Origin of the sequence: Phormidium sp. FACHB-1136 (genome assembly GCF_014697375.1) — a bacterium.
Lineage (GTDB): Bacteria > Cyanobacteriota > Cyanobacteriia > Phormidesmidales > Phormidesmidaceae > Nodosilinea.
The window spans coordinates 17,915-43,401 of sequence record NZ_JACJRS010000041.1; the positions used below are offsets into that span (position 1 = coordinate 17,915).

Annotated in this window: 27 protein-coding genes; 18 read left to right on the plus strand and 9 right to left on the minus strand. The window is 58.6% G+C overall.

Annotation, left to right across the window (positions count from 1 at the left end; all coding sequences use genetic code 11):
* The first annotated feature begins 352 nt into the window (after nucleotides 1-352).
* Entirely contained in the window at nucleotides 353-1,399 is a 1,047-nt protein-coding gene (locus H6G62_RS13645) for a peptidoglycan-binding protein (RefSeq protein ID WP_190496006.1), read from the plus strand.
* 333 nt (nucleotides 1,400-1,732) lie between these two features.
* On the opposite strand, the gene H6G62_RS13650 is transcribed toward H6G62_RS13645, so the two are convergent.
* The gene (locus H6G62_RS13650) at nucleotides 1,733-4,156 is read right to left on the minus strand and encodes an ATP-dependent helicase (RefSeq protein WP_190496008.1); all 2,424 of its coding nucleotides are present in this window, start codon (nucleotides 4,154-4,156) and stop codon (nucleotides 1,733-1,735) included.
* 281 nt (nucleotides 4,157-4,437) lie between these two features.
* Between H6G62_RS13650 and H6G62_RS13655 the strand changes: the two genes are divergently transcribed.
* Together H6G62_RS13655 and H6G62_RS13660 are read left to right on the plus strand one after the other, a co-directional pair.
* Nucleotides 4,438-4,995 carry an alpha/beta hydrolase gene (locus H6G62_RS13655; protein ID WP_190496010.1) on the plus strand — a complete coding sequence of 186 codons (558 nt, stop codon included), beginning with the start codon at nucleotides 4,438-4,440 and terminating at the stop codon, nucleotides 4,993-4,995.
* Between the two features lie 174 nt (nucleotides 4,996-5,169).
* Nucleotides 5,170-6,399, plus strand: a complete 1,230-nt coding sequence (locus tag H6G62_RS13660; protein ID WP_190496012.1) for a glycosyltransferase — start codon at nucleotides 5,170-5,172, stop codon at nucleotides 6,397-6,399.
* Between the two features lie 23 nt (nucleotides 6,400-6,422).
* Here H6G62_RS13660 and H6G62_RS13665 read toward each other — a convergent pair whose 3' ends face one another.
* A complete protein-coding gene (locus H6G62_RS13665) occupies nucleotides 6,423-6,983 on the minus strand; it encodes a DUF2854 domain-containing protein (RefSeq protein WP_190496014.1) in 561 nt (186 codons plus the stop codon).
* 96 nt (nucleotides 6,984-7,079) lie between these two features.
* Between H6G62_RS13665 and H6G62_RS13670 the strand changes: the two genes are divergently transcribed.
* From H6G62_RS13670 to H6G62_RS13695, 6 genes are all read left to right on the plus strand, one after another.
* The gene (locus H6G62_RS13670) at nucleotides 7,080-7,277 is read left to right on the plus strand and encodes a hypothetical protein (RefSeq protein WP_190496068.1); all 198 of its coding nucleotides are present in this window, start codon (nucleotides 7,080-7,082) and stop codon (nucleotides 7,275-7,277) included.
* Between the two features lie 76 nt (nucleotides 7,278-7,353).
* Nucleotides 7,354-7,671, plus strand: a complete 318-nt coding sequence (locus H6G62_RS13675; RefSeq protein ID WP_190496017.1) for a 2Fe-2S iron-sulfur cluster-binding protein — start codon at nucleotides 7,354-7,356, stop codon at nucleotides 7,669-7,671.
* 17 nt (nucleotides 7,672-7,688) lie between these two features.
* Nucleotides 7,689-7,871 carry a hypothetical protein gene (locus H6G62_RS13680; RefSeq protein ID WP_190496019.1) on the plus strand — a complete coding sequence of 61 codons (183 nt, stop codon included), beginning with the start codon at nucleotides 7,689-7,691 and terminating at the stop codon, nucleotides 7,869-7,871.
* A 116-nt stretch (nucleotides 7,872-7,987) separates the two neighbouring features.
* On the plus strand, nucleotides 7,988-8,725 hold the full coding sequence (locus H6G62_RS13685) for a YdcF family protein (RefSeq protein ID WP_190496020.1): 738 nt from the start codon (nucleotides 7,988-7,990) through the stop codon (nucleotides 8,723-8,725).
* A gap of 59 nt (nucleotides 8,726-8,784) precedes the next feature.
* Complete coding sequence (locus H6G62_RS13690; RefSeq protein WP_190496022.1) at nucleotides 8,785-9,765, plus strand: glycosyltransferase family 4 protein; 981 nt, start codon at nucleotides 8,785-8,787, stop codon at nucleotides 9,763-9,765.
* Between the two features lie 82 nt (nucleotides 9,766-9,847).
* Nucleotides 9,848-10,564 (plus strand): hypothetical protein, encoded by a 717-nt coding sequence (locus H6G62_RS13695; RefSeq protein WP_199324963.1) that lies wholly within the window; start codon nucleotides 9,848-9,850, stop codon nucleotides 10,562-10,564.
* Here H6G62_RS13695 and hslO read toward each other — a convergent pair.
* The 3 genes from hslO to H6G62_RS13710 all read right to left on the minus strand — a co-directional run bounded on the left by hslO (nucleotide 10,561) and on the right by H6G62_RS13710 (nucleotide 12,852).
* The gene (gene hslO / locus H6G62_RS13700) at nucleotides 10,561-11,472 is read right to left on the minus strand and encodes an Hsp33 family molecular chaperone HslO (protein WP_190496024.1); all 912 of its coding nucleotides are present in this window, start codon (nucleotides 11,470-11,472) and stop codon (nucleotides 10,561-10,563) included. The two genes, H6G62_RS13695 and hslO, sit on opposite strands and share 4 nt — an antisense overlap.
* 184 nt (nucleotides 11,473-11,656) lie before the next feature.
* Nucleotides 11,657-12,070, minus strand: a complete 414-nt coding sequence (locus tag H6G62_RS13705) for a cupredoxin domain-containing protein (RefSeq protein WP_190496026.1) — start codon at nucleotides 12,068-12,070, stop codon at nucleotides 11,657-11,659.
* 176 nt (nucleotides 12,071-12,246) lie between these two features.
* A complete protein-coding gene (locus H6G62_RS13710; RefSeq protein WP_190496028.1) occupies nucleotides 12,247-12,852 on the minus strand; it encodes a TetR/AcrR family transcriptional regulator in 606 nt (201 codons plus the stop codon).
* 380 nt (nucleotides 12,853-13,232) lie between these two features.
* Between H6G62_RS13710 and H6G62_RS13715 the strand changes: the two genes are divergently transcribed.
* Together H6G62_RS13715 and H6G62_RS13720 are read left to right on the plus strand one after the other, a co-directional pair.
* Nucleotides 13,233-13,628 carry a hypothetical protein gene (locus H6G62_RS13715; RefSeq protein ID WP_190496031.1) on the plus strand — a complete coding sequence of 132 codons (396 nt, stop codon included), beginning with the start codon at nucleotides 13,233-13,235 and terminating at the stop codon, nucleotides 13,626-13,628.
* Nucleotides 13,629-13,746: 118 nt separating this feature from the next.
* Nucleotides 13,747-14,622 carry a hypothetical protein gene (locus H6G62_RS13720; protein WP_190496032.1) on the plus strand — a complete coding sequence of 292 codons (876 nt, stop codon included), beginning with the start codon at nucleotides 13,747-13,749 and terminating at the stop codon, nucleotides 14,620-14,622.
* Here H6G62_RS13720 and H6G62_RS13725 read toward each other — a convergent pair.
* Complete coding sequence (locus H6G62_RS13725; protein ID WP_190496034.1) at nucleotides 14,619-15,530, minus strand: CPBP family intramembrane glutamic endopeptidase; 912 nt, start codon at nucleotides 15,528-15,530, stop codon at nucleotides 14,619-14,621. The two genes, H6G62_RS13720 and H6G62_RS13725, sit on opposite strands and share 4 nt — an antisense overlap.
* Nucleotides 15,531-15,921: 391 nt before the next feature.
* Here H6G62_RS13725 and H6G62_RS13730 point away from each other — a divergent pair, with 391 nt between their 5' ends.
* Complete coding sequence (locus H6G62_RS13730; protein WP_190496036.1) at nucleotides 15,922-17,127, plus strand: adenylate/guanylate cyclase domain-containing protein; 1,206 nt, start codon at nucleotides 15,922-15,924, stop codon at nucleotides 17,125-17,127.
* A 25-nt stretch (nucleotides 17,128-17,152) separates the two neighbouring features.
* On the opposite strand, the gene H6G62_RS13735 is transcribed toward H6G62_RS13730, so the two are convergent.
* Together H6G62_RS13735 and sulP are read right to left on the minus strand one after the other, a co-directional pair.
* The gene (locus tag H6G62_RS13735) at nucleotides 17,153-19,660 is read right to left on the minus strand and encodes a GH116 family glycosyl hydrolase (RefSeq protein ID WP_190496038.1); all 2,508 of its coding nucleotides are present in this window, start codon (nucleotides 19,658-19,660) and stop codon (nucleotides 17,153-17,155) included.
* A 53-nt stretch (nucleotides 19,661-19,713) separates the two neighbouring features.
* Entirely contained in the window at nucleotides 19,714-21,441 is a 1,728-nt protein-coding gene (sulP, locus tag H6G62_RS13740) for a sulfate permease (protein ID WP_190496040.1), read from the minus strand.
* 186 nt (nucleotides 21,442-21,627) lie between these two features.
* Between sulP and rpmH the strand changes: the two genes are divergently transcribed.
* From rpmH to H6G62_RS13770, 6 genes are all read left to right on the plus strand, one after another.
* On the plus strand, nucleotides 21,628-21,765 hold the full coding sequence (rpmH, locus tag H6G62_RS13745; protein WP_072015962.1) for a 50S ribosomal protein L34: 138 nt from the start codon (nucleotides 21,628-21,630) through the stop codon (nucleotides 21,763-21,765).
* 98 nt (nucleotides 21,766-21,863) lie between these two features.
* Nucleotides 21,864-22,268 (plus strand): ribonuclease P protein component, encoded by a 405-nt coding sequence (gene rnpA / locus H6G62_RS13750; protein WP_199324965.1) that lies wholly within the window; start codon nucleotides 21,864-21,866, stop codon nucleotides 22,266-22,268.
* Nucleotides 22,255-22,653 (plus strand): PH domain-containing protein, encoded by a 399-nt coding sequence (locus H6G62_RS13755; RefSeq protein WP_190496042.1) that lies wholly within the window; start codon nucleotides 22,255-22,257, stop codon nucleotides 22,651-22,653. The genes rnpA and H6G62_RS13755 overlap by 14 nt, the downstream gene beginning before the upstream one ends.
* A gap of 127 nt (nucleotides 22,654-22,780) precedes the next feature.
* Nucleotides 22,781-23,932 carry a membrane protein insertase YidC gene (yidC, locus tag H6G62_RS13760; protein ID WP_190496044.1) on the plus strand — a complete coding sequence of 384 codons (1,152 nt, stop codon included), beginning with the start codon at nucleotides 22,781-22,783 and terminating at the stop codon, nucleotides 23,930-23,932.
* A 5-nt stretch (nucleotides 23,933-23,937) separates the two neighbouring features.
* On the plus strand, nucleotides 23,938-24,444 hold the full coding sequence (locus tag H6G62_RS13765) for a R3H domain-containing nucleic acid-binding protein (protein ID WP_190496046.1): 507 nt from the start codon (nucleotides 23,938-23,940) through the stop codon (nucleotides 24,442-24,444).
* Nucleotides 24,445-24,452: 8 nt separating this feature from the next.
* A complete protein-coding gene (locus H6G62_RS13770; protein ID WP_190496048.1) occupies nucleotides 24,453-24,986 on the plus strand; it encodes a YceD family protein in 534 nt (177 codons plus the stop codon).
* 11 nt (nucleotides 24,987-24,997) lie between these two features.
* On the opposite strand, the gene H6G62_RS13775 is transcribed toward H6G62_RS13770, so the two are convergent.
* Complete coding sequence (locus tag H6G62_RS13775) at nucleotides 24,998-25,399, minus strand: fasciclin domain-containing protein (RefSeq protein WP_190496050.1); 402 nt, start codon at nucleotides 25,397-25,399, stop codon at nucleotides 24,998-25,000.
* Nucleotides 25,400-25,487 lie beyond the last annotated feature (88 nt).

Genomic DNA, 25,487 nt, shown 5'->3' on the forward strand with positions numbered 1-25,487 from the left:
TACAAAAGTCGATACAAATGTCGATTCAAAATCCGATCAACGCTTTATAGTACTTTACACCATAATTGGGTGATGCTCAATTCTAGGGGCGATGCCGAGAGGGGATAGCCGCAATTCTAGAAGCCCAGTGTTACAGCCCTTTGATTGAGTCGTCTGACCCAAGGTATACCGAACGGTGGGAAGCTCCCCCTAGCCATCAGACGACGCTAGCCGACAAGATTTTGGTTAAAGGCTGCAAAACGGAGACGTTTTAGCCTTCCCATGATAACGGCTAGCCCATCGTCGAGCCCTGCCAGCCTAGAAGCCGCTATGATTGGGGCATCATCCTGCACGATTGACCTGGCGATTTGACATGGCGATGAAGCGTCCCGTGCGCCCCTCATGGACATGGTTGCCCACCCTCCCCTTCCTTCGGTCTACCGCTAGACGACGGCGGCTTCTACGCCGGAGCCGCTGGGGTGCTGTGGCCCTGACGGGGAGCCTGTTGATCGGCCTAGGGCATGGGACAGCAGTGGGGGCCAATGGCCGTTGGGGCGCTGTGGTCTACGTCAACACCCCTCCGGGCTATGCGCTCAACAACCGCTGGGGGCCAGGAACGGAGTTTGGCATTTATACGAAAACCCGCCGGGGCTGTCCCCTAGAACTGTCTGGGATTAGTCGCCGGGGGTGGTTGCAGTTGACCAATGGCACCTGGGTGGCGAGCAACTGGGTGACCAGTGCTCCTAGGGAGCGCATCGCCTGCATCAGCACGCCCACCGCCCAGACCGTGGCCATTGTGAACACCCCGGCAGGCTATGCCCTCAATATTCGGCGTGGCCCCGGTACTCAGTACGCCCTAGTGGGCCAGTATGTCCATGGCAGTCGCCTACCCTTCACCGGACGGTTCCAAAACGGCTGGACAGAACTCGTGGATGGCACCTGGGTAGACAGCAACTTCCTGACGTTTTCCCCTGGCCAAGGCCCACCCACCCCACCGCCCCAGCCTCCCACTCCCATCGTTGACCCTGTCATCCAGGACGCCCAGCGGCGACTGAAGCAGATCGGTTACCTGCCCCCGAACTTCCCGCTCAGCGGTACCTACGATGCCGAAACCCAGGCGGCGATCCGTACCTTTCAGCGGGTCAATGGCCTCCAGGAAACCGGACGGATGGATGCTGCCACCTGGCAAGCCCTGTACAACGCCACAGCGCCTCAACCGCCCTCAGGCATTCGCCAAATGCGCGTTAATGCGGGCGACCAAGACTATGCTGTGGCCCACGCGGGGCCAGGGCCAGAGTATGCCGAAGTCACCCGCTATCGCAATGGGGCTATCGTCACCACCACAGGGCGAGTAACCGGGAATTGGACGGAAATCCAGGGCAATATGTGGATTTTCACCCAATGGCTGCAAGCCCTTTAGAGAATACGTGATCCTAAATCCTGGTTGCCTACCCCCGGTATCAGCGGGCAAGGAAACCTCGCCCCTACGGTTTGCTGGTATAGGAATCGGGATGGTCCAATTCGGACTTGCTCTAAACATGGATTTTCATCCTTGAGGGTGCCACGCCAGCGGCATGGATAATGGGTATCAGATTGGGGATGAGAAGGGGCGAGGGTGTAGCGAATGATGCCAGTCGCCTAACCCACGATAGCGCAGAAACTCAGGGCCGCTGTAGCCGCCAAGGTAAGGGGGCAATTGCATAAAGCCTGCTGAGTCAGACTCAAGACTTCGGTGGGGACTGACTATTGAGGGTCAGGCATCGCGCTGATCTAGCCAGGTGGTTAGGCGAGGAATGACCGGGCAGGGGCGGGCGGCTTGCAGGTTATCGGGTTTGCTCCAGGTGAAGGGGGCTTGTTGGGCGGCGGAGAGCCACAGTAGTCGCTTGGCGCGGGTCATGGCGACGTAGAGGAGGCGGTATTCTTCGGCGGTTTTGAGGGCTTTGGCCTGTTCCCAGGCGGTGAGGGTATCGGGAATGGGGGTGTTGGCGTAAGTCGTAAAGTCGGGATTTGGGTTGGGTTGAGTTGCGCTGAATTGATTCGTGATCCCCTGATTCGTGGGGGTTCGACTTCCGTGGGCAGAATCGATAGGAACCTGGTGGGCGTGGGCGCGAATTTGGGCGCGGGCCACCTCGGAAAGGGAAAAGTCGCCGAGGAACTTGGTTTGGGGCGGCACCCACAGTTCGCCGGGGATAGTTTTTTCGTGCAGAAAGGGCAAAAACACCACGTCCCAATCTAGCCCCTTGGCCTTGTGCATGGTAATGATGGTGATTTGGCGGGGGCGGGTGTAGATCGAGTCGGTGTCCTCGGTTTCCACCGCCGTGAAGCGTTCAGAACCGACAATCTCTTGCAGGACTTCGATGGCGGCGGTGAGGGTGTTGTTTTGGCGAATTTGCTGGCTGACGCGGGCCGCGAGTTTGTCGGCGGTGGCTAGTTCGCTTTGGTTATAGCCCAGGGTTAGCCCCAAAAAGGGAAACAGGCTGTAGGGCGACAGTTCCAACCGGGCGCGGAGGAGTCCGGTGCAGTAGCGGCGGGCGGTGCGGGCGGCCTCGGTGTCGGGGGGCGTATCTAGGGGGCCGGGGTAGAGGAATTGTTCTGGGGCCTGGGCCAACAGGTTCAGATCTTGGGTGGGCACCCGCTGGCGATCCACCAACACCCGCAGGGCTTCCTTGAGGGCATCGGGGGAGTGGGGCCGATCAATGAACCGCATCAGGGCCAGCATGTCTTCGGGCACCTGGGTTTGCCGATCCTGGTCGCCCACGTCGTAAATCGGCAGTCCTAGGGCGGCCAAATCTACCCCCACCTCCTCCGCATCCCGCAGCCGTTGGGCGATGTACTGCCCCTGGCGTCCCTCCCGCACCAAAATGGCAAAACTGAGGTCAGGATTCTCGGTAAACGCCTCCTGCACCCGCTGAGCGATCAGGCGCACGGAATCCTGGATGGTGGGCGGCGTGTGAACTTCTAGCCCCGCACCGAGGGCCTCTGGGTTGGCGTTGGGCTGGGGGTCGTCGAGGGGCACGGGGTGGATGGCCTGCTCCCGAAATGGAATCACATCCCCCACCACCTGGGTGCGGTTGGCCCAGTTCAGCAAACGGTTGGCGGCTTCCATAATCAGGGCGGTGCTGCGTCCCGCCTGATCCATGGTGACGAGGTGATCCTGGCGGCGGCAAACTTCGCAAAACTGGTTAAAGAAAACCGGGTCGGCGGGGGTGAAGGTGGAGTTGATCGCCTGGTTGGGGTCGCCCACCCGCACTAGGTTAGGTTCGGCATCGGGATCGTCGGGATTGCCCGCCAGCAGGGTCAGCAACCGAGTTTGCAGGGGCGAAGAATCCTGGGCCTCGTCCTCAAATACGGCAAAGACGCGAGACTGCCAAAAGCCCAGGGTAGCCGGATCCGCCAAGGTACGCAGGGCGGCGAGGATCATGTCGTCGTAGTCGATGAAGCTGCGCTCCTGCATCAGGGCTTGGTAGCGCTCGTAGAGCCCAGCGGCAATGGCAAGGATGTCGTAATCTACCTGGCCCTCGGTGTAGCGGTGGTCGAGGGATTGGGCCAATTCCATCACCTGAGCGGGCAATAGGCCGGAACTTTTGGCTTCCCGAATCACCGTATCCGCCAAACTGGGCAGCACCTCCGTCCGCAGCACCGACTGCCGCCGCAGAATCTCGGTTTCCTCCCCATCCAACTGCGCCCCCTCCAGCAACCGTTGGTACAGGGCCGGATTCGCCACAATCCACTGCTCTACGGCATTGCGAATCAGCCTATTATTCTGGGCCGGAGACACCAAAGTCAGGCTATCTAAACTGAGGTTAGACAGTTCCGGGTTGCGGGTGGCAATGGTGAGGGCCAGCCCGTGCAGGGTAGAGACCGTAAAGCTGGTCTGGGGCAACTTCAGCCGCTTCAAATGGCCGCGCACCTTGGCCTTGAGGTTCGCCGCTGCGGAACGGGTAAAGGTCACCAACACCAACTGGCAGTTCAAATGTAGTTGATGCCGGGCAAGGGTGATCGCCGCCGCCGCCGCCATCCCCGTCGATTTGCCGGAACCGGGCACCGCCGACACCGCCAAACTGCCTCCGGCCCAATCCGCCAGTTCCCGCTGCCCCTGGCGCAGGCTGGCATAGATCTCCTGGAGGATCGCCTCCCGGTCGGGGGCGTTGGGCTGAGACTCAATCCCTACCATCATCGTCATTAGTCCAGCAACCCGCCATCACTCATCTCCATCATCATAGGAACCGATCTTGAGAGGCCGCATCCATGGCCCAGAGGATTCCCATCCGAATCGTCTACCCAGTTGGCAACTTTACTCGGTCGGCAACTTTATTTGGCCCCATTCCGTCTTATATAGTCCTAAGCATGGAACACTATGGGTTCTAGACACTGTAGGGTCTAGGCAGAATGGTCTTTGGGCAGAATAGTCTTTGGGCAGAATAGTTGAGATGCGAGTTTTTGCAAGGAACGTCACCGATGAAGCAATTGTCCCTGTTTTCCCTAGCCTTGGCGGGCATAGCGGTGCTTGGCGCTGCTCCATCGGCCCTAGCGGCAGAGGAAGTGGTGCTGCGGTATCGAAGCTTTAGCCGCACTGTAGCCATCGCCGACCTGGCGACCCTAGCGGAAACTGGGGAAGCCCCCGCTGGGCTCACAGGTCTTTTAGATCAGGTGGGCCAAAGCCCAGAAACGCTACAAACGGTGCTGAACCACCGCGTCATCACCGATGGCGTGGTCTTGGATAAGGCTCTGAACAGCCTGCCAGGGGAATGGCTGCTCGACCAACTGGGGCAGACGATTCGTCCGGTGAGTGGTGAGGCCAGTCGGCAGGCGCTCCGGTCGGCTCTGGTGCTGTCAGCCAGCGACGATGGCGAACTCACCTTGCTGGAAGTGCTGCAAACCTATCCCACCGAAACCGTGGTGCTAGAGGTGGAGCAGGTGGAATCTGTTTTAGCCCGCATCGATACCCTGTTGCAGCCCCTATCCCGCCTCCTGGGCGAGAACATTCTAGAGATTATTCTCCGGGGCGGATTTTGAACCCCTGGGGGGCTGCGGTAGGATGGGTGCCTATCGCTCATTCCCTTGTCAATTCGTTGCCTGCAACCTCGTTGCCTGTAAACAAGGCGGTGTTGTCCGGGTTGAGGGTCGGTGGCCTGTCGTTAGAACGCACCACCCCTAGGGCAGATAGTGTTTCTTTAAAGTCGGTGCCCTATGGTTTCCCAGCTTCAACGGCTTGTGCCCTGCCCCGCTGGCCCGCTTCAGGTGGTGGCCTTGCCCCCGGCAAATGCCCTAACCACGCCATCGCTCACCCTATCCCTAATTATCCCGACCTACAACGAGGGGCAGAATCTAGTCCCGTTGATCACAGCCTTGGTGGACATTCTCGAACCCTTGCTTCCCAACGACTATGAGTTGATTGTGGTCGATGACGACAGCCCCGACCTCACCTGGCGGCAGGGGTTGGCCCTAGGGGATCGGGTGCCCCAACTGCGGGTGATGCGTCGCCAGGGGGAACGGGGGCTCTCTTCGGCGGTGATTCGCGGCTGGCAGGTGGCCCAGGGGCGGGTGTTGGGTGTCATTGATGCCGATCTCCAACATCCGCCGGAGGTGCTGCAAGAACTCCTCGCCGCCATCCAGGCCGGGGCCGATTTAGCGGTGGCCAGCCGCCATGTGGAAGGGGGCGGAGTCAGCGAATGGAGCCTAGCCCGTCGGGTGCTATCCAGGGGAGCTCAGACGCTAGGGCTGCTGATTCTACCGGGCGTGGTGGGCCGAGTTAGCGACCCGATGAGCGGCTTTTTTATGGTGCGGCGACAGACCATCGCAGGGCCAATCCTCAACCCCAAGGGCTACAAAATTCTCCTAGAGGTGCTGGGCCGAGGCACCATCGATACCATCACCGAAGTTGGCTATGTTTTCCAGGAACGCCAAGAGGGCAGCAGCAAAGTCACCTGGCGGCAATACCTCGACTACATCCACCACTTACTGCGGCTGCGAGCCGGGGGCAGGCTGTCTCACCTGCATCAACGCTTCCCCTGGCGGCGGTTTCTGCGCTTTGGCCTCGTGGGGCTCAGTGGCGTGGTGGTGGATATGGTCATTCTCTACCTGCTGCACAGCACCCTAGGCTTTCCCCTCACCCGCAGCAAAATTGTGGCGGCAGAAATCGCCATCCTCAACAATTTCATCTGGAACGATGCCTGGACCTTCGCCGATGTCAGCCTCCGCCAGCGGGGTTGGTCAGCCCGGTTCAAGCGCTTCCTCAAGTTCAACCTGATCTGCCTAGGCGGACTAGTGCTCAACGTGCTGGTGCTGAACCTGATCTACAACCTGATCTTTGGCCAGCGCTGGGCCTACCTCGCGAACCTGATCGCCATCGGCCTGGTGACGATTTGGAACTTCTGGCTCAACCTCAAACTCAGTTGGCGAGTCACTCAGGTGAAGTAGCAGGTGATAGAGATGCGAACCGTCTAGGCGTCTGCTGCCGTTAGCACCGTCACCAGAGCCAGGGTCACCCTGTCCTCGGCGGGGGCATTCAGTTCGGCCCGCACCCCAGGCCCAAAGAAGGCTTCAATTTTGCCCTGCTTCTCCACCCAGGTCGAAAAGGGCACCGTGGGCGAGTCAAACTCCAGCACTAGGGCATAGTTGCCGTCCATCTCTACCTCGCGAATGCCGCTGAGTTCGGGGCATTCCTCCCCGGAAGGGCTGAGGCCCAGCTTTTGCAACGCCACATCCAAATGGGCTTCTTGACCATAGCGATAACGGGTCACATCCTGCCGCACCTGGTTTTGAGTGGGGGTGGCCTGGGCTTCCCGCAGTTGGATCACCGCTGGCGACGTGGGCTGGCTATAGGGCACCGGCTCCAACTCCGCCGCCCGCAACGCCAACCCGCCCAACAAAATGGGAATGCCATAGAAAAAGCCCGCCAGGTTGAGGGTTGCATTGGCTTGGAAATAGGCCACAAACCCAACGATGGTCAGCCCTCCCCCAATCGCCATCAGCACCAGACTTAAATTAATTCGGCCCAACATAGCAGTCCCACGTTCCAATCACTCCCTTCATCATGCCCCGTTGAGGGCGAGAAAAGATGCAGTCACCCAGAAAGTTGTTTATGCTGTCTGAGGACGATGCGAACCGTTGGAGGCGACGCCATGGATGTGCAAACCATTCGGGACAAGGTGGAGACGATCAAGGCCAAGCGGGAGGCGCTGATTCGGCTGCTAGAACAGCCTGACCTGGGCACCCTGCGCATTGATGTCAACCAGGCACTCGAGGAAATGGACGATTTGCTAGAAGAATTTGACCGCACATTCCCGGCGGGATGATAGTTTGAATAGTTGCGGATTAAAAACCAATCCGTCCTCAAACGTTGTTGATACCTCACCCCGAACAGCACCCACCATGGCCACTAGCTACACCGTCGAAATTCTGCACCAGGGCACCACGACCACCCTCTCGGTGCCTGAGGATCAGACCGTTTTGGATGCGGCCCATAAGGCGGGGCTGAATCTGCCGACATCCTGTGGTGCTGGGGTTTGCACCACCTGCGCGGCTCTCGTGCTAGAGGGCACCGTCGATCAAACCGATGGCATGGGGGTGAGCCCAGATCTCCAGGCCCAGGGGTATGCGCTGCTCTGTGTCGCCTATCCTCGGTCTAACCTGAAGATTGAAACCGAAAAAGAAGACATTGTTTACCAAAAGCAGTTTGGTCAGGGCTAAGCCTCACTCCCCCCACTATGGCCCTGAATACCCATTTTCTCACCCTTTCCCTGCCCCTGTCCGACCTCAAGTCCGACCCGGTGACCACCGTGGAAACGGCGTTGCGTCAACGGGGAGAACCACTGCGCTGGGCCATCACCCAAGTGAGCGAAGCTGCTGGTCTGGCAACCGTGGAAGCGGTGGTTACCACGATGTCTTAGCCTGAGCACGGGTCGCTTGGGGGAGTCTCAACCATCCCCCAGCCCAATCCAGGACGTTCTAGAATTTGCGGCCTTGATGACCTGATGCCTGTGCCTGATGCCTGTGCCTGACGCCTGTGATCTATCTCCATAAGATTCTTCCCATCCTGTTTCTGCCAACGGGGCTAATCCTGGGGCTGCTGCTGTGGGGGTTAACAACCCGACGGAAATCGCCGATATGGGCGGGGTTGATGCTGTTCTGGCTGTGTAGCACCCCGCTGCTGAGTGATCGATTTATGGCCGCTGTCGAAGGTCATGGTCAACGCCTTGACCCTAACACCATGCCCCAGGCTGAGGCCATTGTGGTGCTGAGTGGGATGCTCAAAATTGCCCCCGGCCCTGCGGCTATCCCGGAATGGGGCGAGGCCAGTGATCGGTTTTGGGGTGGTCTCGAACTCTACCAGACAGGCAAGGCTCCTCGGCTGATTTTTACGGGGGGCTGGCTTCCCTGGCGTCCGGATCAGCGGCCTGAGGGAGAGTATTTACAAGATATTGCCCTAGCCCAGGGAATTGCCCCTACGGCCATGACCGTGACCGATCCGGTCTCCAATACCGCCGCCGAGGCCGAGGCTGTCCATGCCCTACTGGGCAACCAGCCAACGATTCTCCTCGTCACCTCCGCCTTCCACATGCCCCGTGCCCAGGGGCTATTTGAGCGGGTGGGCTGCACGGTTATTCCCTACCCCGTCGATTTCTACGTCAATCTCTCCCGGCCCCTATCGATTCTGGATGTTCTGCCTAACGCCGATGCCTTTCAACGGACTGAACTGGCTTGGCGGGAATTAATTGGTCGGGCATACTATGGGCGTTTATGATAGGTGGGACATTCACCACGGGCCACCCACCCCTTCCCGTAGACGCTACGGTCACACCCATGCCCTTTCTCCTCGCCATCGTTACTCTGCTGAGTGCTCTCCTGGTGAACCTCATCCGCCAGCGACTGAGGGCGCAATTGCTGGATGTCCCGAACCACCGTAGCTCCCACACGGTTCCTACCCCCAGGGGTGGCGGGTTAGGTTTTCTCCTCGCCTTTGGGGTAGCCCTGCCCTTTCTGCTGTGGCTACGGCCTGACACCCAGCCAATGACCCTGGCTCAGGTGGTAGGGGTCCTTTTCCCCTTGGCTCTGATTGGCTACTTGGACGACCTCCAGTCCCTTCCAGCCCGAACACGCTACGGGGTGCAATTGCTCAGCGCGGGGCTAGCAGTCTATTGTTTTGGCCCCTTCCCCCAACCTTGGTTTTCTTCTCTAGGGTGGATGGGGGGCATCTTGACCCTTGGGTTGACCCTCATAGGGTTCACAGCCATCGTCAACCTAACCAACTTTATGGACGGGTTAGATGGCCTGGTGGGGGGCGTGAGTCTAGTGCAGCTTGCCTTCCTGGCTTGGTATTTGCCCCAGCCCATGTGGAGCCTGTTGGCAGCGGCTTTGGCAGGCTTTCTGTGGTGGAACTGGCCACCAGCCAAAATTTTTATGGGTGACGTGGGCAGCACTACCCTAGGTGGGGCCATGGCTTTGGCTTTGATCATGGCACCTAGCCAACAATGGACGCTGCTAGCCCTCACCCTGCCAATTACGGGCGATGCCATCTACACCCTATTCCGGCGACTGTTCCGTGGGGAGAATTTGTTTAAGGCCCACCGCACCCACCTTTACCAACGCCTACATCAACGGGGGCTTCCCGCCATCGCCATTACCCTGGCCTACATGGGGCTGACGGGGATCATCGCCCTAGCGTTGGCCACCCTAGGGGCACTGGGGGCATGGCTCAGCTTAGGGGGTACGCTAATTCTGATTGCCCTAGCCGAGGGCTATCTCCAGGGATGGATCCCCAACCGTCGATCTGAGCCGTTTTAATCTCCAGGCCACGGCTACACTATTCCCCAAAAATTTAATACACTTAAACTATCGCCCTGTTTGAACGCCAAGGGTCTTGGTTATGGCCACTCCTCAACCCACCTACGACGATATCCTGCGGCTCTTCCAAGAGACCGACCGCAAGTTCAAAGAAACTGACCGCAAGTTTCAGGAAACTGACCGCAAGTTCCAAGCAACCGACCGTAAGTTTCAGGAAACCGACCGTAAGTTTCAGGAAACCGACCTCCAGATGCAGGACACGGATCTGCGTCTAAAGGAGACGGATCGGCTGCTGAAGGAGTATTCCCAAGAGGCCCGACTTCGTGCCCAGGAAACGGATCGGATGCTGAAGGAATTGGGCAAGCAAATTGGCGGACTGGGGGCTAAATTTGGCAGTTTTACGGAGGGTTTGGCCTTGCCTTCCATGGAAACCATTTTGCGGCAGCGGTTTGGCATGGAGGTGATTAGCCCCAGCGTGCGGGTGAGTAAGGCGGGGCAGCACATGGAACTGGATGTCCTGGCCTATGCCAATGGGGCGATCAATCAGGCCTACATCGTAGAGGTGAAAAGCCATGCCCGCGAAGCATCCCTGGCGCAACTGAAAACCCAGCTCCAGCGATTTCGGGATTTCTTCCCTGAACACCGGGACAAGCAGGTCTTTGGCATTTTAGCGGCGGTTGATATGTCGGATACCCTGCGGGAACAGGCGTTGCAGGAGGGGATCTACGTTGCCCACATTCAGGACGACGTTTTTGAACTCTTAGACGTTGGCCAGAGCTTTCAGGCTAGAGCGTTCTAGCGGTTGGCCTTCTGGCGATCCTGTTGGAGGTCGGCGATCAGTTGGGCGAGATGATCGCTGTTGGTGTGGTAGATCTCGTTGCAGAAGTGGCAGGTGGCTTCGGCCCCGTTGTCCTTTTCGATCATGTCTTGGAGTTCGTCTTCCCCCAGCATTTTCAGGGCACTCAGCATTCGATCAAAGGAGCAGGGGCAGTGGAACCGCACCAGTTGGCTTTCGGGCAGGATGGTGAGATCCATATCGCCGACCAGATCCTCAAAGATTTGGGGCAGAGTTTTGTTGGCCCGCAGCAGGGGGGTAAAGCCCGTCAGGCTGGAGAGGCGCTGTTCTAGGGTGGTGACCATGCCCAAATCTTCGGCGGCGCGGGGCAAAATTTGCAGCAGTAGCCCCCCAGCCGCTTCCACGCCGTTGCTGCCCACGTAGACCCCTAGGGTCAAGGCCGAGGCGGTTTGCTCGGAGGTGGCCAGGTAATGGGTGATATCTTCGCCAATTTCCCCAGAAACCAGTTCTACGGTGCTGGAGTAGGGGTAGCCATAGCCGATGTCGCGCACGACGTACACGTAGCCCTGACGCCCCACAGCGGTGCCCACATCCAGTTTGCCCATGGCATTGGGGGGCAATTCCACGGCGGGGTTATCCACATAGCCGCGCACGGTGCCATCGAGGCCCGCATCCACAAGAATGCCGCCCAGGGGGCCGTCGCCTTTGACTCGGATATTCACGCGGGACTGGGGCCGCTTCATGCTGGAGGCCAACAGCAGCCCTGCCGCCATGGTGCGCCCTAGGGCTGCTGTGGCCACGTAGGACAGTTGGTGTCGCTGGCGAGCCACTTCCGTGAGTTTGGTGGTGATGACCCCGACCACCCGGATGCCCCCTCCGGCAGCGGTGGCACGAATTAATTGATCTGCCATGGATGATCACCCAACTCCTTCACGATTCTTAACCGGGTTTGTTTCCTATTGTAAAAGCATCCCCCGACAAAAGCACCCACGGCCCATATCGGATGCTGGACAAAATACCCCATCTTCCCCGGCTTGATTCGGGAAAATGGGGCAACCATGAACTGCATATTTCGTGGATGGTGCAGACTGCCGACTAGGCGGGGGCTTGAATGACGATCTGGCCCACCATGCCAGCTTCGGCGTGGCCTGGGATAGAGCAGTGGAGTTCGTAGGTACCGGGCTTTTGGGGAATAAACGTCCAGGCGGCCACGGCTCCGGGCTTCAGTTCTAGCTCGTGGATGGCTCCTTTGATTTCAACGTTGCCCGCCTTGACATTTTGCGTCCACAGGGCATCCGCAAAGTCCTTGGCGGTGAAGTAGTGCTTTTCGGGACTGGGGTTATCCAGCATGAGGGTGTAGCGTTGGCCAGCGGTGAAGGTGAGCTGATCGGGATCGAAGTGCAGCCCTCCCGCCGCCGTGCCCAGGTGGATGGTAACGGCTTCGGCGGGTTGCTGGGTGGGAGCCACGGCCCAGGCCGGACGGGATCCACCTAGAACTAGGACGGCCATGAGGGTGATCAGCAGCCAAGATCCTAGCCACCGTCGCCCGGTTGGTAAACCGCGTTGACCGGGCGTTATTCCTTGTTTCAGGCTCCCCAGCACCATAAGTATTTTTTCCCTATAACAACCGATTTTCCTACTATATTGCCTTAGACCTAGGTTATGTTGCCTCAGCGCTAGCCCACCTAGGCCAGCACGCCATTGAGGAAAATATCGGTCAAACATTCGGCCAATTCCTTCATGGATTGGGCCGATCCAGGGGTATCGCCCAGGGTTTCTTGGCTGAACCCGGCCACGGTGAACATGCCCAAAAACACGCGGGCCACCATGCGGGCATTCATGGGCCGATAGACGCCTCGATCCATCGCTGTTTGGAAAAAGGCTTCGGCCACGTCGATCATTTTGCCGATCACTTCGGTCTGAATTTGTTCCCGCAGTTCGGGGTGAAACTGGGCCTCCATAAAGCACACCCGCATCAGGGCCGAATTGCGCTGGAGGTTCAGCATTCGCCGCTGCATGACTTGGCCAATGGCTTTGTAGCTGGCCATTTCGCTTAGTTCGGTGAGTAGGTCGGTTAAAATCTCCACCCAGCCCTGGCTGGCCACGGCCACTAAGATCGCCTTTTTGTTTTCAAAATGCCGAAACAGGGTACCCTCGGCCACCCCTGCCGCCTGGGCCAAATCGCGGGTGGTAGTGCCGCTGTAGCCCCGCTGGGCAAAGAGCTTCAGCGCCGCCTTCAAAATCTTCGTTTCGGTGTCGGTTTCTGGAGCGACTTTAAAGAACGGCACCATGGTCAGTAACCTGCGGGTAGCGAGACTGGGACTATGACCGCAGAGCACCCAGTTTAGAATGCCCTCACCAGCATTGTGACCTTTGCCCTTGGGGAGTAAGGGGCAAGATTCACATAACCACACAAAACCTGAGATAACTACTCATTCAGCGCTCACCCACCTGAGTTCCCAAGCGGAAACCTCGCCCCTACGGTTTGTCGGATGGAAACCGGGGGGTTCTAATCCAAACTCGGATCTAATCGGATCTAAAAAGTCAGTTTTGTAATCTCCTATGCTGTTTCTAGGGCGAGTCATGATTTAAAAAGTTCATGGTTTGTAACTTTGGTTTGTGACGTTCCTCCTCTACTGCGATGAAAATCACTACTGTATCGAGTCTCGCTGTGGCTACCGTAGCCCTTGCCCTGTTCACCACCACCGAGGCCAAGGCCACCACGGGCTGCGCGGCTAGCAAGGCTCTCGCTGGCTTCACTACCCTGACTACCCCCACCGAGGGCAACCCCACCGCCGGACTGAACAGCACCCCCGATGCCCAAGCCATGGCTAAGGCTCTGGGTGGCGTTGGCATTGTGGCGACGTTGATTACTGGGGGGACGCTGCTCTACCGTCGGCAACGGCCTGCTGATGGTTTGGCGGCGGTGGAACCTGAGGCTGACCTAGTAGACTTCACCGTCCAACCGGAAGCGGTACTGGTGAGCGAGGCACTATTGGCCGCTGCCACCCCCGCCGATGAGGCCGAGGCAGCGGAGGCTCCGGAGGCTCCGCTGCTCTCTCGCTAGTCCTTGATCAGGTGTGGGCCTATATCACATGGGCCTATATCACAACTGGCTTGTCTCTATTTCTAAACCCTGGGGGGCGGTCTATCTTGAGTGATTGCCCCCTTTTCATGGTGTTGTGATGGTGAAATTTTGCCAGTCCTGTTTGCTCCAAGTTCGTTGGCGACCCCAAGGTTTGGCCCTGTCCGGCCTATCGTCGCCACGGTTGTCCCCGTCCGGTCTATCTGGGCTGAGTTTGGTCTGGCGGATGGCGACCCTGGGGTTCTGTCTGGGGACTTTAGCGGGCTGTATGGTTCCGGTGGAGCTAGCGGATCCGTCAATCGATTCAGGGGGGACTTCTGTGGATCCCATGCCTGTGGATCCTGCCCCAGCGGATCCTGTTCCCGCCGAGCCGAGCCCCGTTGACCCAGCCTCGCTACTACCGCCCCTAAGCCCCGCTGAACAAGCCCAGCATCGGGCGGACATGGCCCTGTGGATTCAGTCAGACATGGACTTGATTGGGCTAGGGAAACTGGGCCAGGTGGGATGGCCCCTGGCGGCGGAGTTGGAGGATTTTCGGCAGGAATGGGCGGCGGTGGATCCGGCCATTGCCCCTTTTTTAGGGAAGTGGGTGCGCGACTGGAATATGATGCCCCACGTCTATTTGACGGTGTTGCCATCGCGGGTGCCGGGGCAGGTTTGCTTGGTGCGCTATCGGCAGCAGGAGACCGAAACGGTGCCCTTTGAGGTGATCACCACGCCGCTAACGGTATCTGTGGCCCTGGTGATCGATGGACAACTCCGCAGTGCCGATGTGCAGTCTGCCGAGGATTGGATCCAGATCACCCCAGCCTCGGCCTACGTGGCCTATCCCATCGAATTTTTGGCCACGGTGGAGGGGGATCGTCTGGAGCTTTATGCCTCCCAACAACCTCCCCGTGTTGAGTCAAGCTGGGAGATGAGCCTGCGCCAAACCCTGGCGAGCTATCAATGTACCGATGGGCTGCCACGGCCCTAGGGGCGTGATCCGAGATCGAGGCGCTGGCTTTGGTTGACAAAATAGGGTAGAGGGGTGGTCTGGGTGGGCCAATGGTAGACCACGTAGCGCAGCACCCAGGGGGCCGAAACGAGCAGGCATACAACGCCCAACCACCAGCTTGCGCGAAAGTCGGCCAGGGTATGGATGGGGGTAAGGGCTCGGATTTGGGTAGCGTATTCCAGACCGGAGGCGAGGGCGTTGTTGAGGGCGTGGGCCACCATGGGCACCAACAGGGATCGGGTGGTGAGATAGAGCAGGGTCATCACCACCCCAAACATAAAGAGACCGATCAGGTTGGAGTGTAGCAGGCCAAAGAGGACGGAAGTCATGACCATGGCGGTGCGCACGCCCCACTTGAGCCCCCAACGGTGGAGCAGAATGCCTCGAAAGATAAATTCCTCGGCCACGGGGGCCACCACCACCACCGCAAAGAGCATCAGGCTATTGTAGAGACGGGGGGCAGCGGCGTTGTCTGCCGACAGCAAGAGCGACTGTTGCAGGGTGGATTCCACCAGATGAGGGGCCACCCACGACAGCCCCAGGTAGGACACCTGAAAGGCTCCTAGGGAAAACAAAAACAGCCCCACCACCAGCCACAGCAGTTGCAGCCATGCCAACCGTCGAGGCAGGGGGCCAAGCAAATCCCGCAGATCTAGGGCGGGGGATCGCCCCTGGACGACAATCATCAAGCACAGCCCAGTGAACACCAGAATATAGAGCGTTGGGGCTAAGATGGGATCCCCCACCTCAAGGGGCAGGAGGTGTAAAGATCCTAGGAGAATCAGCCCCAAGCCGAGGATGGCGGAAATGACCACAAACCCTGCCAGTACCCAGCGAGCCTTGAGAGCACGAAAAGGATTGGGGGAGGATTGGTTAAAACGATCCATCACTCGGCGCGGTGGCCTCCCTCGACGGATCTAGACCCCAGCCCTCGTCCCGGTAGTGGCCGTTATCTATGCCGATGCTGGCCTGACACCAAATCCGACTTGCCCCCCCCCGATTCCCGGCCCAACAAATGCTAGGGGCGAGGTCTCCTCGCCCACTGATACCGGGGTCAAACAAGCCGGATTTAGTATGACTCCCCCCCCCAGACGTGGTGCTGCTTCCAGTTCTGGCGTTACCGATGATTACAATAGATTGGCGATTCATGCTTTATCCATCGAAAACGCTAATTTCTTCTAACATGAAACGGCACAACTCTGCCCGGATGACGCCGCCAGCCTCAGTAAGCTAAAAAACATAGGCACTACTGGCCTCCATGGCGAGCACGAAATTTCCATGACCGATTCCTTTTCTGGGGATATCTCCGGCACGATCCTAATCGCTGAATGCGGCCTGACCCCTCCCTCGACGCTGCTTCAGGCTCTGGTTACCGAGGGGTTTAGCCTGTGCCATGGTCTGGAGGCAGTGCCCGTCATCGCCCAGGTTCAGGCTCAGATGCCCGACGTGGTGGTGATTGCTACTCCTAGCTTTACCGAGGCCGAACAACAGCTTTGCCAAACCCTGAAGCAGGGCATGGATACCCGCTTCATTCCCATTGTGGTGTTGGGGGCCGACTCCTCCCCTACCGCTCGCCTCTCGGCCTTTAAAAGCGGCGTGGCCGACTACCTCAGCTCCACCCTATGGGTTGAGGAAATGGTGGCCCGCCTGCGCGTTCATATTAATGCCTACGCGATTCATCGGCGACTGCAAAAACAGGCCCAGCGGGCGGTGTCCTCCGGTGGAGCGAATCAACTGCTCACCGACTTGCAGCGGGCCTTGCGGCGGCAGGCAGAACAACTCCAGGCTCAAAATGACCAACTGCACCGGGAAATGCAAGAGCGGGAACAGGCCCAGCAAGCCCTGCGCTTAGAACAGCAAAAGTCGGAGCAACTCTTGCTGAATATTTTGCCCAAAGCCATTGTAGACAAGCTCAAACAACTCCAGGGTTCCCTGGCAGAACGCTTTGATAATGTGACGATTTTGTTTGCCGATATTGTTAATTTCACCCCCCTCGCCGCCCAAATTAGCCCCCTCGACCTCGTCAACTGGCTGAATCAAATCTTTTCGGAGTTTGACCGACTGGCGGATCGCTACCACCTTGAGAAAATCAAAACCATTGGCGATGCCTACATGGTGGTGGGTGGCCTGCCCCTGCCCAGCCCCGACCATGCCGAATCGGTGATGGAAATGGCCCTCGCCATGCAAACCGCTGCCGAGCGCATTGCCCGCAGCGATGGCCAAGATTTTCAGCTTCGCATTGGTATCAACACCGGGGCCGTGGTGGCGGGGGTGATTGGCATCAAAAAATTTAGCTACGATCTCTGGGGCGATGCGGTCAACATTGCCAGCCGCATGGAAGCCCAGGGCCATCCCGGCAAAATTCAGGTGACCGAAGAAACCTATCGGCGGGTCAAACACCTCTACCACTTCGAGCCCGTGGGGCGCGTGTTGGTGAAGGGGCGCGGCTACCTCAACACCTATCACTACGCTGGACGCCGCTGAATCAGGACATCTCACAGGGCCAGTATTAGTTCGGCGGTAGCAGCGCATACAGACCCCAAATCGCCAGGGGCCGCATGTAGTGGCAGGCGCGGTAGGTGCCCAGGGCAGTGATGGCCTCCGGGGTGCGAAATTGCAGGCCGTAGTCGTAGATTTGGCGGACGACGGCTTCGGTCATGGCTAGGGCTTTATCGGTGTGGCCCATTTGGGCGTAGAAAGCTGCAAGACCGAAGTTAATGCCCGTCCACACTTCCTGCTGGTGGGTGCTGTCGGGGTCTTCGGGGGTACCGTCGGGCAAAACGCCGTTGGCGGCTCCAATGGGTTGCTTTAGAGTAGCGGCACTGAAATTTCCCACCTGGGCACCCTCAAACTTTTGTGCCTGGGGGCGTTCCTGGGTTTGGGCCACCTGGTTAAAGTGAACAAAGCAAGCCTCATAGATGGCCTCTAGGGAGGACTGAATGCAGGCTTCTTCGACCAAATCCGGCAGGTTCAGCAGCCGCGCCATGAACTGGCCACAGAGTTGGTCGGCCATCACCACATCGGAGCCGCTGCCCATATCGAGGCGGTAGTAGCGGCCATTCCACAGTTTGGGGTGATAGGCGTTGAAGCCGCTCTCTAGCCAGCGCTGGTACTGGGTCAGCAAAATTGGGGTGGTGCCGGGGGCGAGGTTGTTTTCGGACAGGATCTTGCCCATGGCCAACGCCGCCTCTAGCGCCGCCAGCCACAGCCCACCGCAGTAGGCGCTGAGACCCTTAAGCCGCCAGTCGTCGAAGGTTTGGTCGGGGGCACCCTCGTTTTCGGGAATGCCGTCGCTATCGCGGTCGAAATGTTTGAGGTATTGCAGGGTTTCCACCACTGCAGGCCAACAGGTTTGCAGAAAATCCAAATCCGTCCCGCCCGTGAACACAAAGGCGCGATAGACCTGAAGCACAAAGTCGCTGCCGAGGTCTTTCCAGAGGTTGCAGTCTTGGTAGCTGGTGTAGTTGGTTTGCACCCAGGGCTGCTCGTTGGGGGCACCGAGGTCGTGGGGGGTGGCTCCCTTGGTTTTGCGCTGGGCTAGGGGACTTTCTACGCCCATGGTCAGGTAGTAGCCGATGATCCGCCGTCGGTCATCCTGGGTGGGGATGGCCTGGGCAAAGGCGCGGAGGATAGATTTTTCTAACTCTGGCCACAGCAGCAGGGTGGCAAAGCCGCCGTAGAGCCGCACATCTAGGCTTTCGTACCAGCGATAGTCGATGCACTCTAGCACCGCAAACTGGCCCACGGGGTCGGCCTCCGTCGCCGCACTCCACAGGGTACCGCCGCTGGTCAGGTCGTAGAGTTCATTAAACAGCGCCATTTTGAACCAGTCTGGCAGGTCGGGCCTGTCTAAAATCGGCTGCTGCCAGGTGGTGATCTGCCGCTGCCAGTCCTGATAATTCGTCAATGCTTGGTGAGCGATCGTCCGCGCATTGCGCCCGTCTCGCCCAAAGAAATCGGTATAGCGACGGTAGGCATTGATGCCCTCGGCAAACTCCGTCACGGGTAAATCCCAGGCCAGGACGATGGGAAACTGCCGCGTTTCCCCCGGTTGCAGAGTAAACCGCAGGGCCAGAGCACAGCCGACTTGCTCCCCTTCGCCCGCCGCCGTCGTATCCAGCAGGTTCATCAAGCGGCCCAGCTTAGCCCAGGCGTTCCACAGGTCGCCGCCGTCGCCAGCCGGGTTCCAGCGTAGGTCGTAGGAAATCTCGATATCCGGGTTATCCAGCGTAGCGATGCACCATTGTCCATCGCCTTCCTGGGGTTCTCGCAGGCGCTGCCAGTCGCCGCTCATCAGGCAGCCCTTCAGGCCATCGGTGGAAATCAGTTGGGTGTAGTTGCCCTGGCTCTGGCCAATGGCCGGGACGTAGTCGTAGTAGGGGCTGCCGTCGTCCCGCTGCTGCACTTCGGGGGATTTTTGCGTATTCGTAAACCAGCCCACCATGTTCTGCCAGCTCACCATCACGCAGAGGGTAAGGGGCTGTTCCGTGGGGTTGTGGGCCGTCCACTCAAACACCGCCACGGGGTAGCTGGTTTCTTGGTAGTTGTTGGCCCAGATGGGCGAAAACTGTTCGCAGGTGATTTCCGCCTTAAAGACGTTCTCGTAGCGGTACCAACTGCGGGGGTAGAGGGCGTGGTACGTCCCGGTGGAACGTTCCGCCGTCGAAGCGGGATACCAATTCCAGGTCGAAAGCGTCCCGTCTTGGGGCGCTTCCGTACTCAAGGCGTAGGCTTGGGTTTGTCCACCGCCCGATTCAAACACGCTGAACTGACAGCCGGGGAAATTCTGGAAAACGTGTTCACCACCGTCGATGTGCCAGAGGTTAAAGTCTCCCCTGGGCGAGCGGCCAATACACCCAGCCCCAAAGCCCCCCAGCGGTGCCCCATGCCAGGGGCCATCGTCTAAATTGCTGGCGTAGCGCACGATGTAATGCTGATCCCAGCCTTGGCCAAGGGGCCATTGCCAGGACTGGACGGGGATTTGGGGAGGTTGGGAAACAGGGCGTGATTCAGTCATCCCCAGATTTTACCGGAGGGCGATCCCTCTCAGGAAGTCACCGCAGGGACGATTCAGCGATTCTCGTGGTCTCCTGTTTCCTGAAGCCGTTGATGGAAGCCATCGATGGCGGTGGGCAGCGTGAAGTAAATGTGATTGACGCCGATGCGATCTAATAAGCCGGACAACTTCAGTTGGGCATAGAGATCCTGCTTGACCCTAGCCATGGCAAAGGTAATTCCCCTGGACTCCAGTTCGTCGTAGAGTTCGTTCAGCATATCGGCAGCGGTGATGTCGATTTCGGCGATGGCTTCGGCATTTAGCACAAACCATTCTACGGGTTCTGTTTCGGCTTCAATGGCGGCGAGGGCGCGACGCTTGAAGTTATTCACATTGGCGAAGAAAATCGGGGCATCGTAGCGGTAGATCACCAAGCCGGGAATGGTGGTCGCCCCAGGCCAATCGGAAATATCGTGGAGCCCTGCCATGCCGGGGACTTTACCCATCACGGCATCGTAGGGGCGGGCAATGCGAGCAAACAGCTCAATCACCGAGAGCCCCACGGCAATGGCCACCCCCACCAGCAAATCCGTCGCCAATACCCCCAGAGTGGTAAACACCGCTAGGGCATAGTCTCCCCGGCGGAAGCGCTGTAATCGGCTAAATTCTGGAAGATCCACCAGGCGAGTGGCGGCATAGATCACCAATGCCCCCAGGGCTGCTGTGGGAAACATCACCAGCAGAGGCCGCAAAAACAGCAAGACTAGCACCACCACCCCAAAGGCCACCAGGGAAAAGACCTGGCTTTTGCTCCCCATGGCGTTGCCAATGGCGGCCCGACTGCCGCTGCTGCTCACCGGGAAACCTTGAAATAACCCGGTTCCCAGGTTCACAATGCCCAGGGCCAGCAGCTCTTGGTTGGCGTCAATGAGCTGGGGATAGTGGTTGCGGGCGGCGAAGGCACGGGCGGTGAGCACGTTATCGGAATAGCCGACAATGGCAATCCCCACCGCTGCGGAAAGCAAGGTAACGGCCTCCTGCTGAGACACCATGGGCACCTGGAAACTGGGCAGACCAGCGGGAATTGTCCCCACCACCGCCACCCCATACTGGTCGAGGTGAAAGAGGCTGACCAAGGCTGTGGCTACCAGCACCGCCAGCAGCGGCCCCGGTGCCCTAGGGAAGCGGGCCTGCACCCCAAACAGCAGCACCAGCACAAACCCCGCCAGGGCAAAGGTGGGCCAGTGGATTTGGTCTAGATGCCCCAAAAAGTCGGCCACCTGTCCGGCAATACTGTGGGCCTCGATGGGAACGCCGCTCACCTTACTGAGCTGGCCCATGATCATAATCACCGCCACCCCAGCCATGTAGCCGATCAAAATGGGCTTGGATAGCAGATTGGCCAAAAACCCCAACCGGGCCACATAGCCCACCAAACAGACGACGCCCACCAAAATGCCCAGCACCGCCGCCAGGGTAGCGTGGCTAGTACCGTAGGCCAATACCAGGGGAGCCACCGCCGCCGCCGTCATCATCGCCGTGGGTGACTCTGGCCCCACCGAGAGCTGGGGCGAGGATCCGGTCAGCGCATAGAGCACAATCGCGGGCAGCATGGCCCATAATCCCTGTACCGGGTTCACCCCCGCTAGCTCGCCATAGGCCATACATTGGGGGATCAGGTAGGCCGCAACGGTGATTCCGGCTAGGAGATCAGATCGAAACCAGGGGGAGGGGTAGTGGCGTAGACGCACGAGCCCCGGTAGCAGGGTCTTTAGGAGGGATGGTGGAGACTTAACAGCCAAGGCAAGGAAATTCCGATGAATTCAGGCAAGAATTATTGGATCACTGATCTTACCAAATCTAGGTCTAGCGTTCTTAGGATTGGCCCACTGCTCCTAGGAAAACTAGGCGGATGGCTGGGCAAAGGATGCTATGATGAAAAACCTGTGACTTTTAAAGCATTGAGATCAGCTTACTGAGGTAGCCCGATGAGCAAGCGCACCCTAGAAGGGACGAATCGCAAACAGAAGAGAACCTCCGGCTTCCGGGCTCGGATGCGCTCCCACACTGGCCAAAACGTGATCAAGGCTCGGCGTCGCAAGGGTCGGGCTAAGCTGGCGGTTTAGGCCAGTTCCCATGGTTATGGTCGTCGGCCTACCTCTGTCCTCAGGATAGGGGTAGGCTTTGGTGTAGCTATCCGTTCTCTATTGTTGTATTGATTATCGTGCTGCCCAAATCCCAGCGACTGAGACGTTCCCGTGATTTTTCCAAGGTCTATCGCCTGGGGAGTAAGGCAGTGTCTGCCCATCTGGTGGTGAAGGTGCTAGAGACGACGGGCATCGCAGATCAGACCATCGCCCCAGCCGATGCCTTACTGCCTTCCCCCAGTGCTGGCCTTGGTCGGGTGGGTATTGTGGTCAGCCAAAAGGTGAGCAAGCGGGCGGTGGTGCGCAATCGCCTCAAACGTCAGGTACGCGCCATCATGGCGCAGATCCTCCCCCAGTTGCGGCCCCATCTCTGGGTGGTGATTAACCTACGACCTGGGGCGGAGCAGTGCGAATATGGCGATTTTTTGCAAGAATTAAAACAGCTCTTTACCCAGTTAGAGGTTTTCCATGGGCATTCGTGAAGACGTGTTCTACGAGGGTGGCCCCCATATCGGTGATCTGATCATCAACGGGCTGCTAGCCTTCACCATTATCTGTATTCCTCTAACGGTGGGAGCCATTACCCGTGCCCTGTGGCTGCGTTACCGCATCACCAACCGCCGCATTTCGGTCACCGGGGGCTGGAAGGGCCAAGACCGCACCGATATTATTTACTCTGAAATTCGCAAAATCGTCACGGTGCCCCGTGGTATTGGCCTCTGGGGAGACATGGTGATCACCCTTAAGGATGGTAGTCGGCTGGAACTGCGCGCCATGCCCCGCTTCCGCGAAGTCTACGAGTATATCAACGAGAAAATTTCCCCCCAGGCCCAAGCCGTCAGTGGATCCGTGGGCAGCAACTCATAGGTCGTGGGTTCTGCCCCCGTTCTACGGTACCCCGCACTGTTTGGGTGGGGTCAGGGAGAATCAAGTAGGGTAGATTAAGTAACTGAGCAAGTTGACGTCGTAATTCCCCTAGCGGGATTAGGTGCCCATGGATTTTGGTATTGGATTTCTCTCGAACAACATCATGTTGCCGATCCTGGACTTTTTCTACGGGATTGTGCCTAGCTACGGCCTCGCGATTGTGGCCCTCACCCTGGTCATTCGCTTTGCCCTCTACCCCCTCAATGCTGGGTCTATTCGCAACATGCGCCGGATGCGGGTGGCGCAGCCGCTGATGCAAAAGCGGGTGAAAGAAATCCAAGATCGCCACAAAGACGATCCCGCCAAGCTCCAAGAGGAAATGGGTAAGGTCTACAAGGAGTTTGGCAACCCCCTAGCGGGCTGCTTCCCGGTGCTGGTACAGATGCCTGTCCTATTTGCTCTATTTGCCACCCTGCGGGGGTCGCCGTTCTCCGACATTGCCTACGACGTGAATTTTCAGGTCTTCCCCGAGGAGAAAATCGAGCAAATTCAGCCCCAAATCTTCAGCACCTCCCCCAAAGCCATCTATGTGTCCGACGGGTCTCACTTCCCCATTGCGGCGGTGGTTCCCGGTGGCAACAAGCTGGTGGTGGGCGAAAAAACCGACGTGCGCCTGCAAACCCCTGAGGGCCAACCCATTGGTGACCTGGTAACCGAGTACAACCAGGAGAATGCCGACGAGGTTCAACCTCGCTGGGAAATTACCAAAGGCGACGGTGTGATTGAGGTGGATCAGGACGGTCACATTACCGCTGTGGCCCCTGGGGAAGCCTCCATTAAGGTCTATGTGCCTGGATTGGCGACCAATAAGGGCTTCCTATTCATCGAGGCTCTAGGTCGGGTTGGGGTAACCGGAGATGATGGGGCGATTCACTGGGATATCTTGGCGATGATTCTGGCCTTTGGGGCCAGCCTCTACCTCAACCAGGTGCTCTCTGGCCAGGGTTCAACGTCTGACAACCCCCAGCAAAACGCGGTCAACAAGTTCACGCCTGTGATCTTTTCGGGGATGTTCCTGTTCTTCCCTCTGCCCGCTGGGGTGTTGATGTACATGGTCATTGCCAACATCTTCCAAACCTTGCAGACCTTCATCCTGTCCCGCGAACCGCTGCCGGAGAACCTGCAAAAGATTGTGGATGCCGAAACCCGCAAGGCGGATGTTGATGATCGCAAAACCCTCCCCTTTGAACCGGGTCGGGCTAAGAAGAAAAAGGCGTAGGCACCATGGAGGACGCGGTATACCGGGCTGGAATTGAATGGTTGACCGCCCTGTTGGCCATGCAGGGACTAGAGGCCACCGTGACGGCTAACCTAGTGGAGGACGAAACCGGCCATAGCTGTTGGCTCACCATCTCTGAGGAAGGGCTGACCCCGGAGCAGGTGCAAACCCTGATTGGGGAAAGGGGATCGGTGCTGGATTCGATCCAGTACCTCGCGAATACCACCCTGAACCTAGGCAAAGAGGCCGACCAGCAGCAGGCGTTTACCCTGGAACTGGCTGGCTACCGCGCCAAGCGCCTCGAAGAACTGAAGACCATGGCCCTGGCAGCGGCGGAACAGGTGCTCGCCAGCGGCCAATCCTATGAACTCAAGGGCCTCTCCTCCGCCGAACGCCGACAACTACACCACTTCCTCAAGGCCCAGGAAGGGCTATCCACCTTCAGCCGTGGCAAAGAGCCGGATCGGCGGTTAGTGGTGTGCCTAGAGTCTGAGGTTCAGGACGACGCCTAAGGTAGACCATGGACACCGACAGGGTATATATCCCCCAACTGCTTCATCAGCCAGAGAAGACCCTCACCCTTGAGATTGACGCGCATCTTGCCGACCTAGAGACCCTCACCCCGGTACGGGCTGAAATCCAGGTGACCCACCAGGCCACCTTCCTGACGGTAAAGGGCTGGGCGGAAACCATTGTCACCCTCACCTGCCACCGCTGCCTCAAGAACTACAACCACCGGGTGGCCATCGCCCCAGAGGAATTAATTTGGCTCCAGGATGATCCTGACCCAGCCACCCTGCCCCTGGAGCAGGAGGTGGGCATTGAGGATCTCATGGAAACCCTACCTCCCAACGGGTATTTTCATCCCGCCAACTGGATTTACGAACAGATTTGCCTCGCCTTACCCCAGCGCCAGTTGTGCGAGGCCGACTGCCCCGGTATTGAGGTGCCCAACACCGTGCCAGAGATCCAGGACAGCCCCCTCGTAGATCATCGCTGGGCAGCCCTAGCCCAACTCCAGCGGCAGATGGGACAAGACCCACGGGGGGAATAGCTTGGCCTGGATCACCCCATCAGGATGACGGTGTCTAGGACGTGGATGATGCCGTTATCCGCTTCGATGTCGGCAGCGAGGACGGTGGCATTCTTCACCTCAAAGCCTTCGGTGCCGTCAATGGGGATGGGAGCCCCTTCTAGAGATTCCACCTGGCCTAGCTGAATCAACTCAGCCTGGGTATACTTGCCCGCCACCACATGGAACTTGAGGATGCGGCCTAGCTGGGGCGGATTCTGCACCAGGGTTTGCACGGTGCCGGGGGGCAGCTTGGCAAAGGCGGCATCGTTGGGGGCAAAGACGGTAAAGGGGCCAGGGCTTTGGAGGGCCTCCACCAATCCAGCGGCCTGGACGGCGGCTACGAGGGTAGAGAACCCCTCAGTGTTGACAGCGATATCGACGATGGTAGGCATAGTGCGCGTGATCAGAACGCTTTTCATTGTGCGTTTGGAGGTCACCCATCGGCAAGGGGAGAGGGTTAGAAAGACCCGCTCACGTCCA

Bases quoted from the DNA above. Each gene is read 5' to 3' on its own strand.
- H6G62_RS13645 (WP_190496006.1), top strand. From the start codon at position 353: ATGGCGATGAAGCGTCCCGTGCGCCCCTCATGGACATGGTTGCCCACC.
- H6G62_RS13770 (WP_190496048.1), top strand. From the start codon at position 24,453: ATGGACACCGACAGGGTATATATCCCCCAACTGCTTCATCAGCCAGAG.
- H6G62_RS13710 (WP_190496028.1), bottom strand. From the start codon at position 12,852: ATGGTGCCGTTCTTTAAAGTCGCTCCAGAAACCGACACCGAAACGAAG.
- rpmH (WP_072015962.1), top strand. From the start codon at position 21,628: ATGAGCAAGCGCACCCTAGAAGGGACGAATCGCAAACAGAAGAGAACC.
- H6G62_RS13665 (WP_190496014.1), bottom strand. From the start codon at position 6,983: ATGTTGGGCCGAATTAATTTAAGTCTGGTGCTGATGGCGATTGGGGGA.
- H6G62_RS13705 (WP_190496026.1), bottom strand. From the start codon at position 12,070: ATGGCCGTCCTAGTTCTAGGTGGATCCCGTCCGGCCTGGGCCGTGGCT.
- H6G62_RS13655 (WP_190496010.1), top strand. From the start codon at position 4,438: ATGAAGCAATTGTCCCTGTTTTCCCTAGCCTTGGCGGGCATAGCGGTG.
- H6G62_RS13650 (WP_190496008.1), bottom strand. From the start codon at position 4,156: ATGATGGTAGGGATTGAGTCTCAGCCCAACGCCCCCGACCGGGAGGCG.
- H6G62_RS13725 (WP_190496034.1), bottom strand. From the start codon at position 15,530: ATGGATCGTTTTAACCAATCCTCCCCCAATCCTTTTCGTGCTCTCAAG.
- H6G62_RS13690 (WP_190496022.1), top strand. From the start codon at position 8,785: ATGCCCTTTCTCCTCGCCATCGTTACTCTGCTGAGTGCTCTCCTGGTG.
- H6G62_RS13775 (WP_190496050.1), bottom strand. From the start codon at position 25,399: ATGCCTACCATCGTCGATATCGCTGTCAACACTGAGGGGTTCTCTACC.
- H6G62_RS13765 (WP_190496046.1), top strand. From the start codon at position 23,938: ATGGAGGACGCGGTATACCGGGCTGGAATTGAATGGTTGACCGCCCTG.
- H6G62_RS13695 (WP_199324963.1), top strand. From the start codon at position 9,848: ATGGCCACTCCTCAACCCACCTACGACGATATCCTGCGGCTCTTCCAA.
- H6G62_RS13660 (WP_190496012.1), top strand. From the start codon at position 5,170: ATGGTTTCCCAGCTTCAACGGCTTGTGCCCTGCCCCGCTGGCCCGCTT.
- H6G62_RS13730 (WP_190496036.1), top strand. From the start codon at position 15,922: ATGACCGATTCCTTTTCTGGGGATATCTCCGGCACGATCCTAATCGCT.
- H6G62_RS13675 (WP_190496017.1), top strand. From the start codon at position 7,354: ATGGCCACTAGCTACACCGTCGAAATTCTGCACCAGGGCACCACGACC.
- H6G62_RS13735 (WP_190496038.1), bottom strand. From the start codon at position 19,660: ATGACTGAATCACGCCCTGTTTCCCAACCTCCCCAAATCCCCGTCCAG.
- hslO (WP_190496024.1), bottom strand. From the start codon at position 11,472: ATGGCAGATCAATTAATTCGTGCCACCGCTGCCGGAGGGGGCATCCGG.
- H6G62_RS13680 (WP_190496019.1), top strand. From the start codon at position 7,689: ATGGCCCTGAATACCCATTTTCTCACCCTTTCCCTGCCCCTGTCCGAC.
- H6G62_RS13755 (WP_190496042.1), top strand. From the start codon at position 22,255: ATGGGCATTCGTGAAGACGTGTTCTACGAGGGTGGCCCCCATATCGGT.
- H6G62_RS13720 (WP_190496032.1), top strand. From the start codon at position 13,747: ATGGTGAAATTTTGCCAGTCCTGTTTGCTCCAAGTTCGTTGGCGACCC.
- H6G62_RS13670 (WP_190496068.1), top strand. From the start codon at position 7,080: ATGCGAACCGTTGGAGGCGACGCCATGGATGTGCAAACCATTCGGGAC.
- yidC (WP_190496044.1), top strand. From the start codon at position 22,781: ATGGATTTTGGTATTGGATTTCTCTCGAACAACATCATGTTGCCGATC.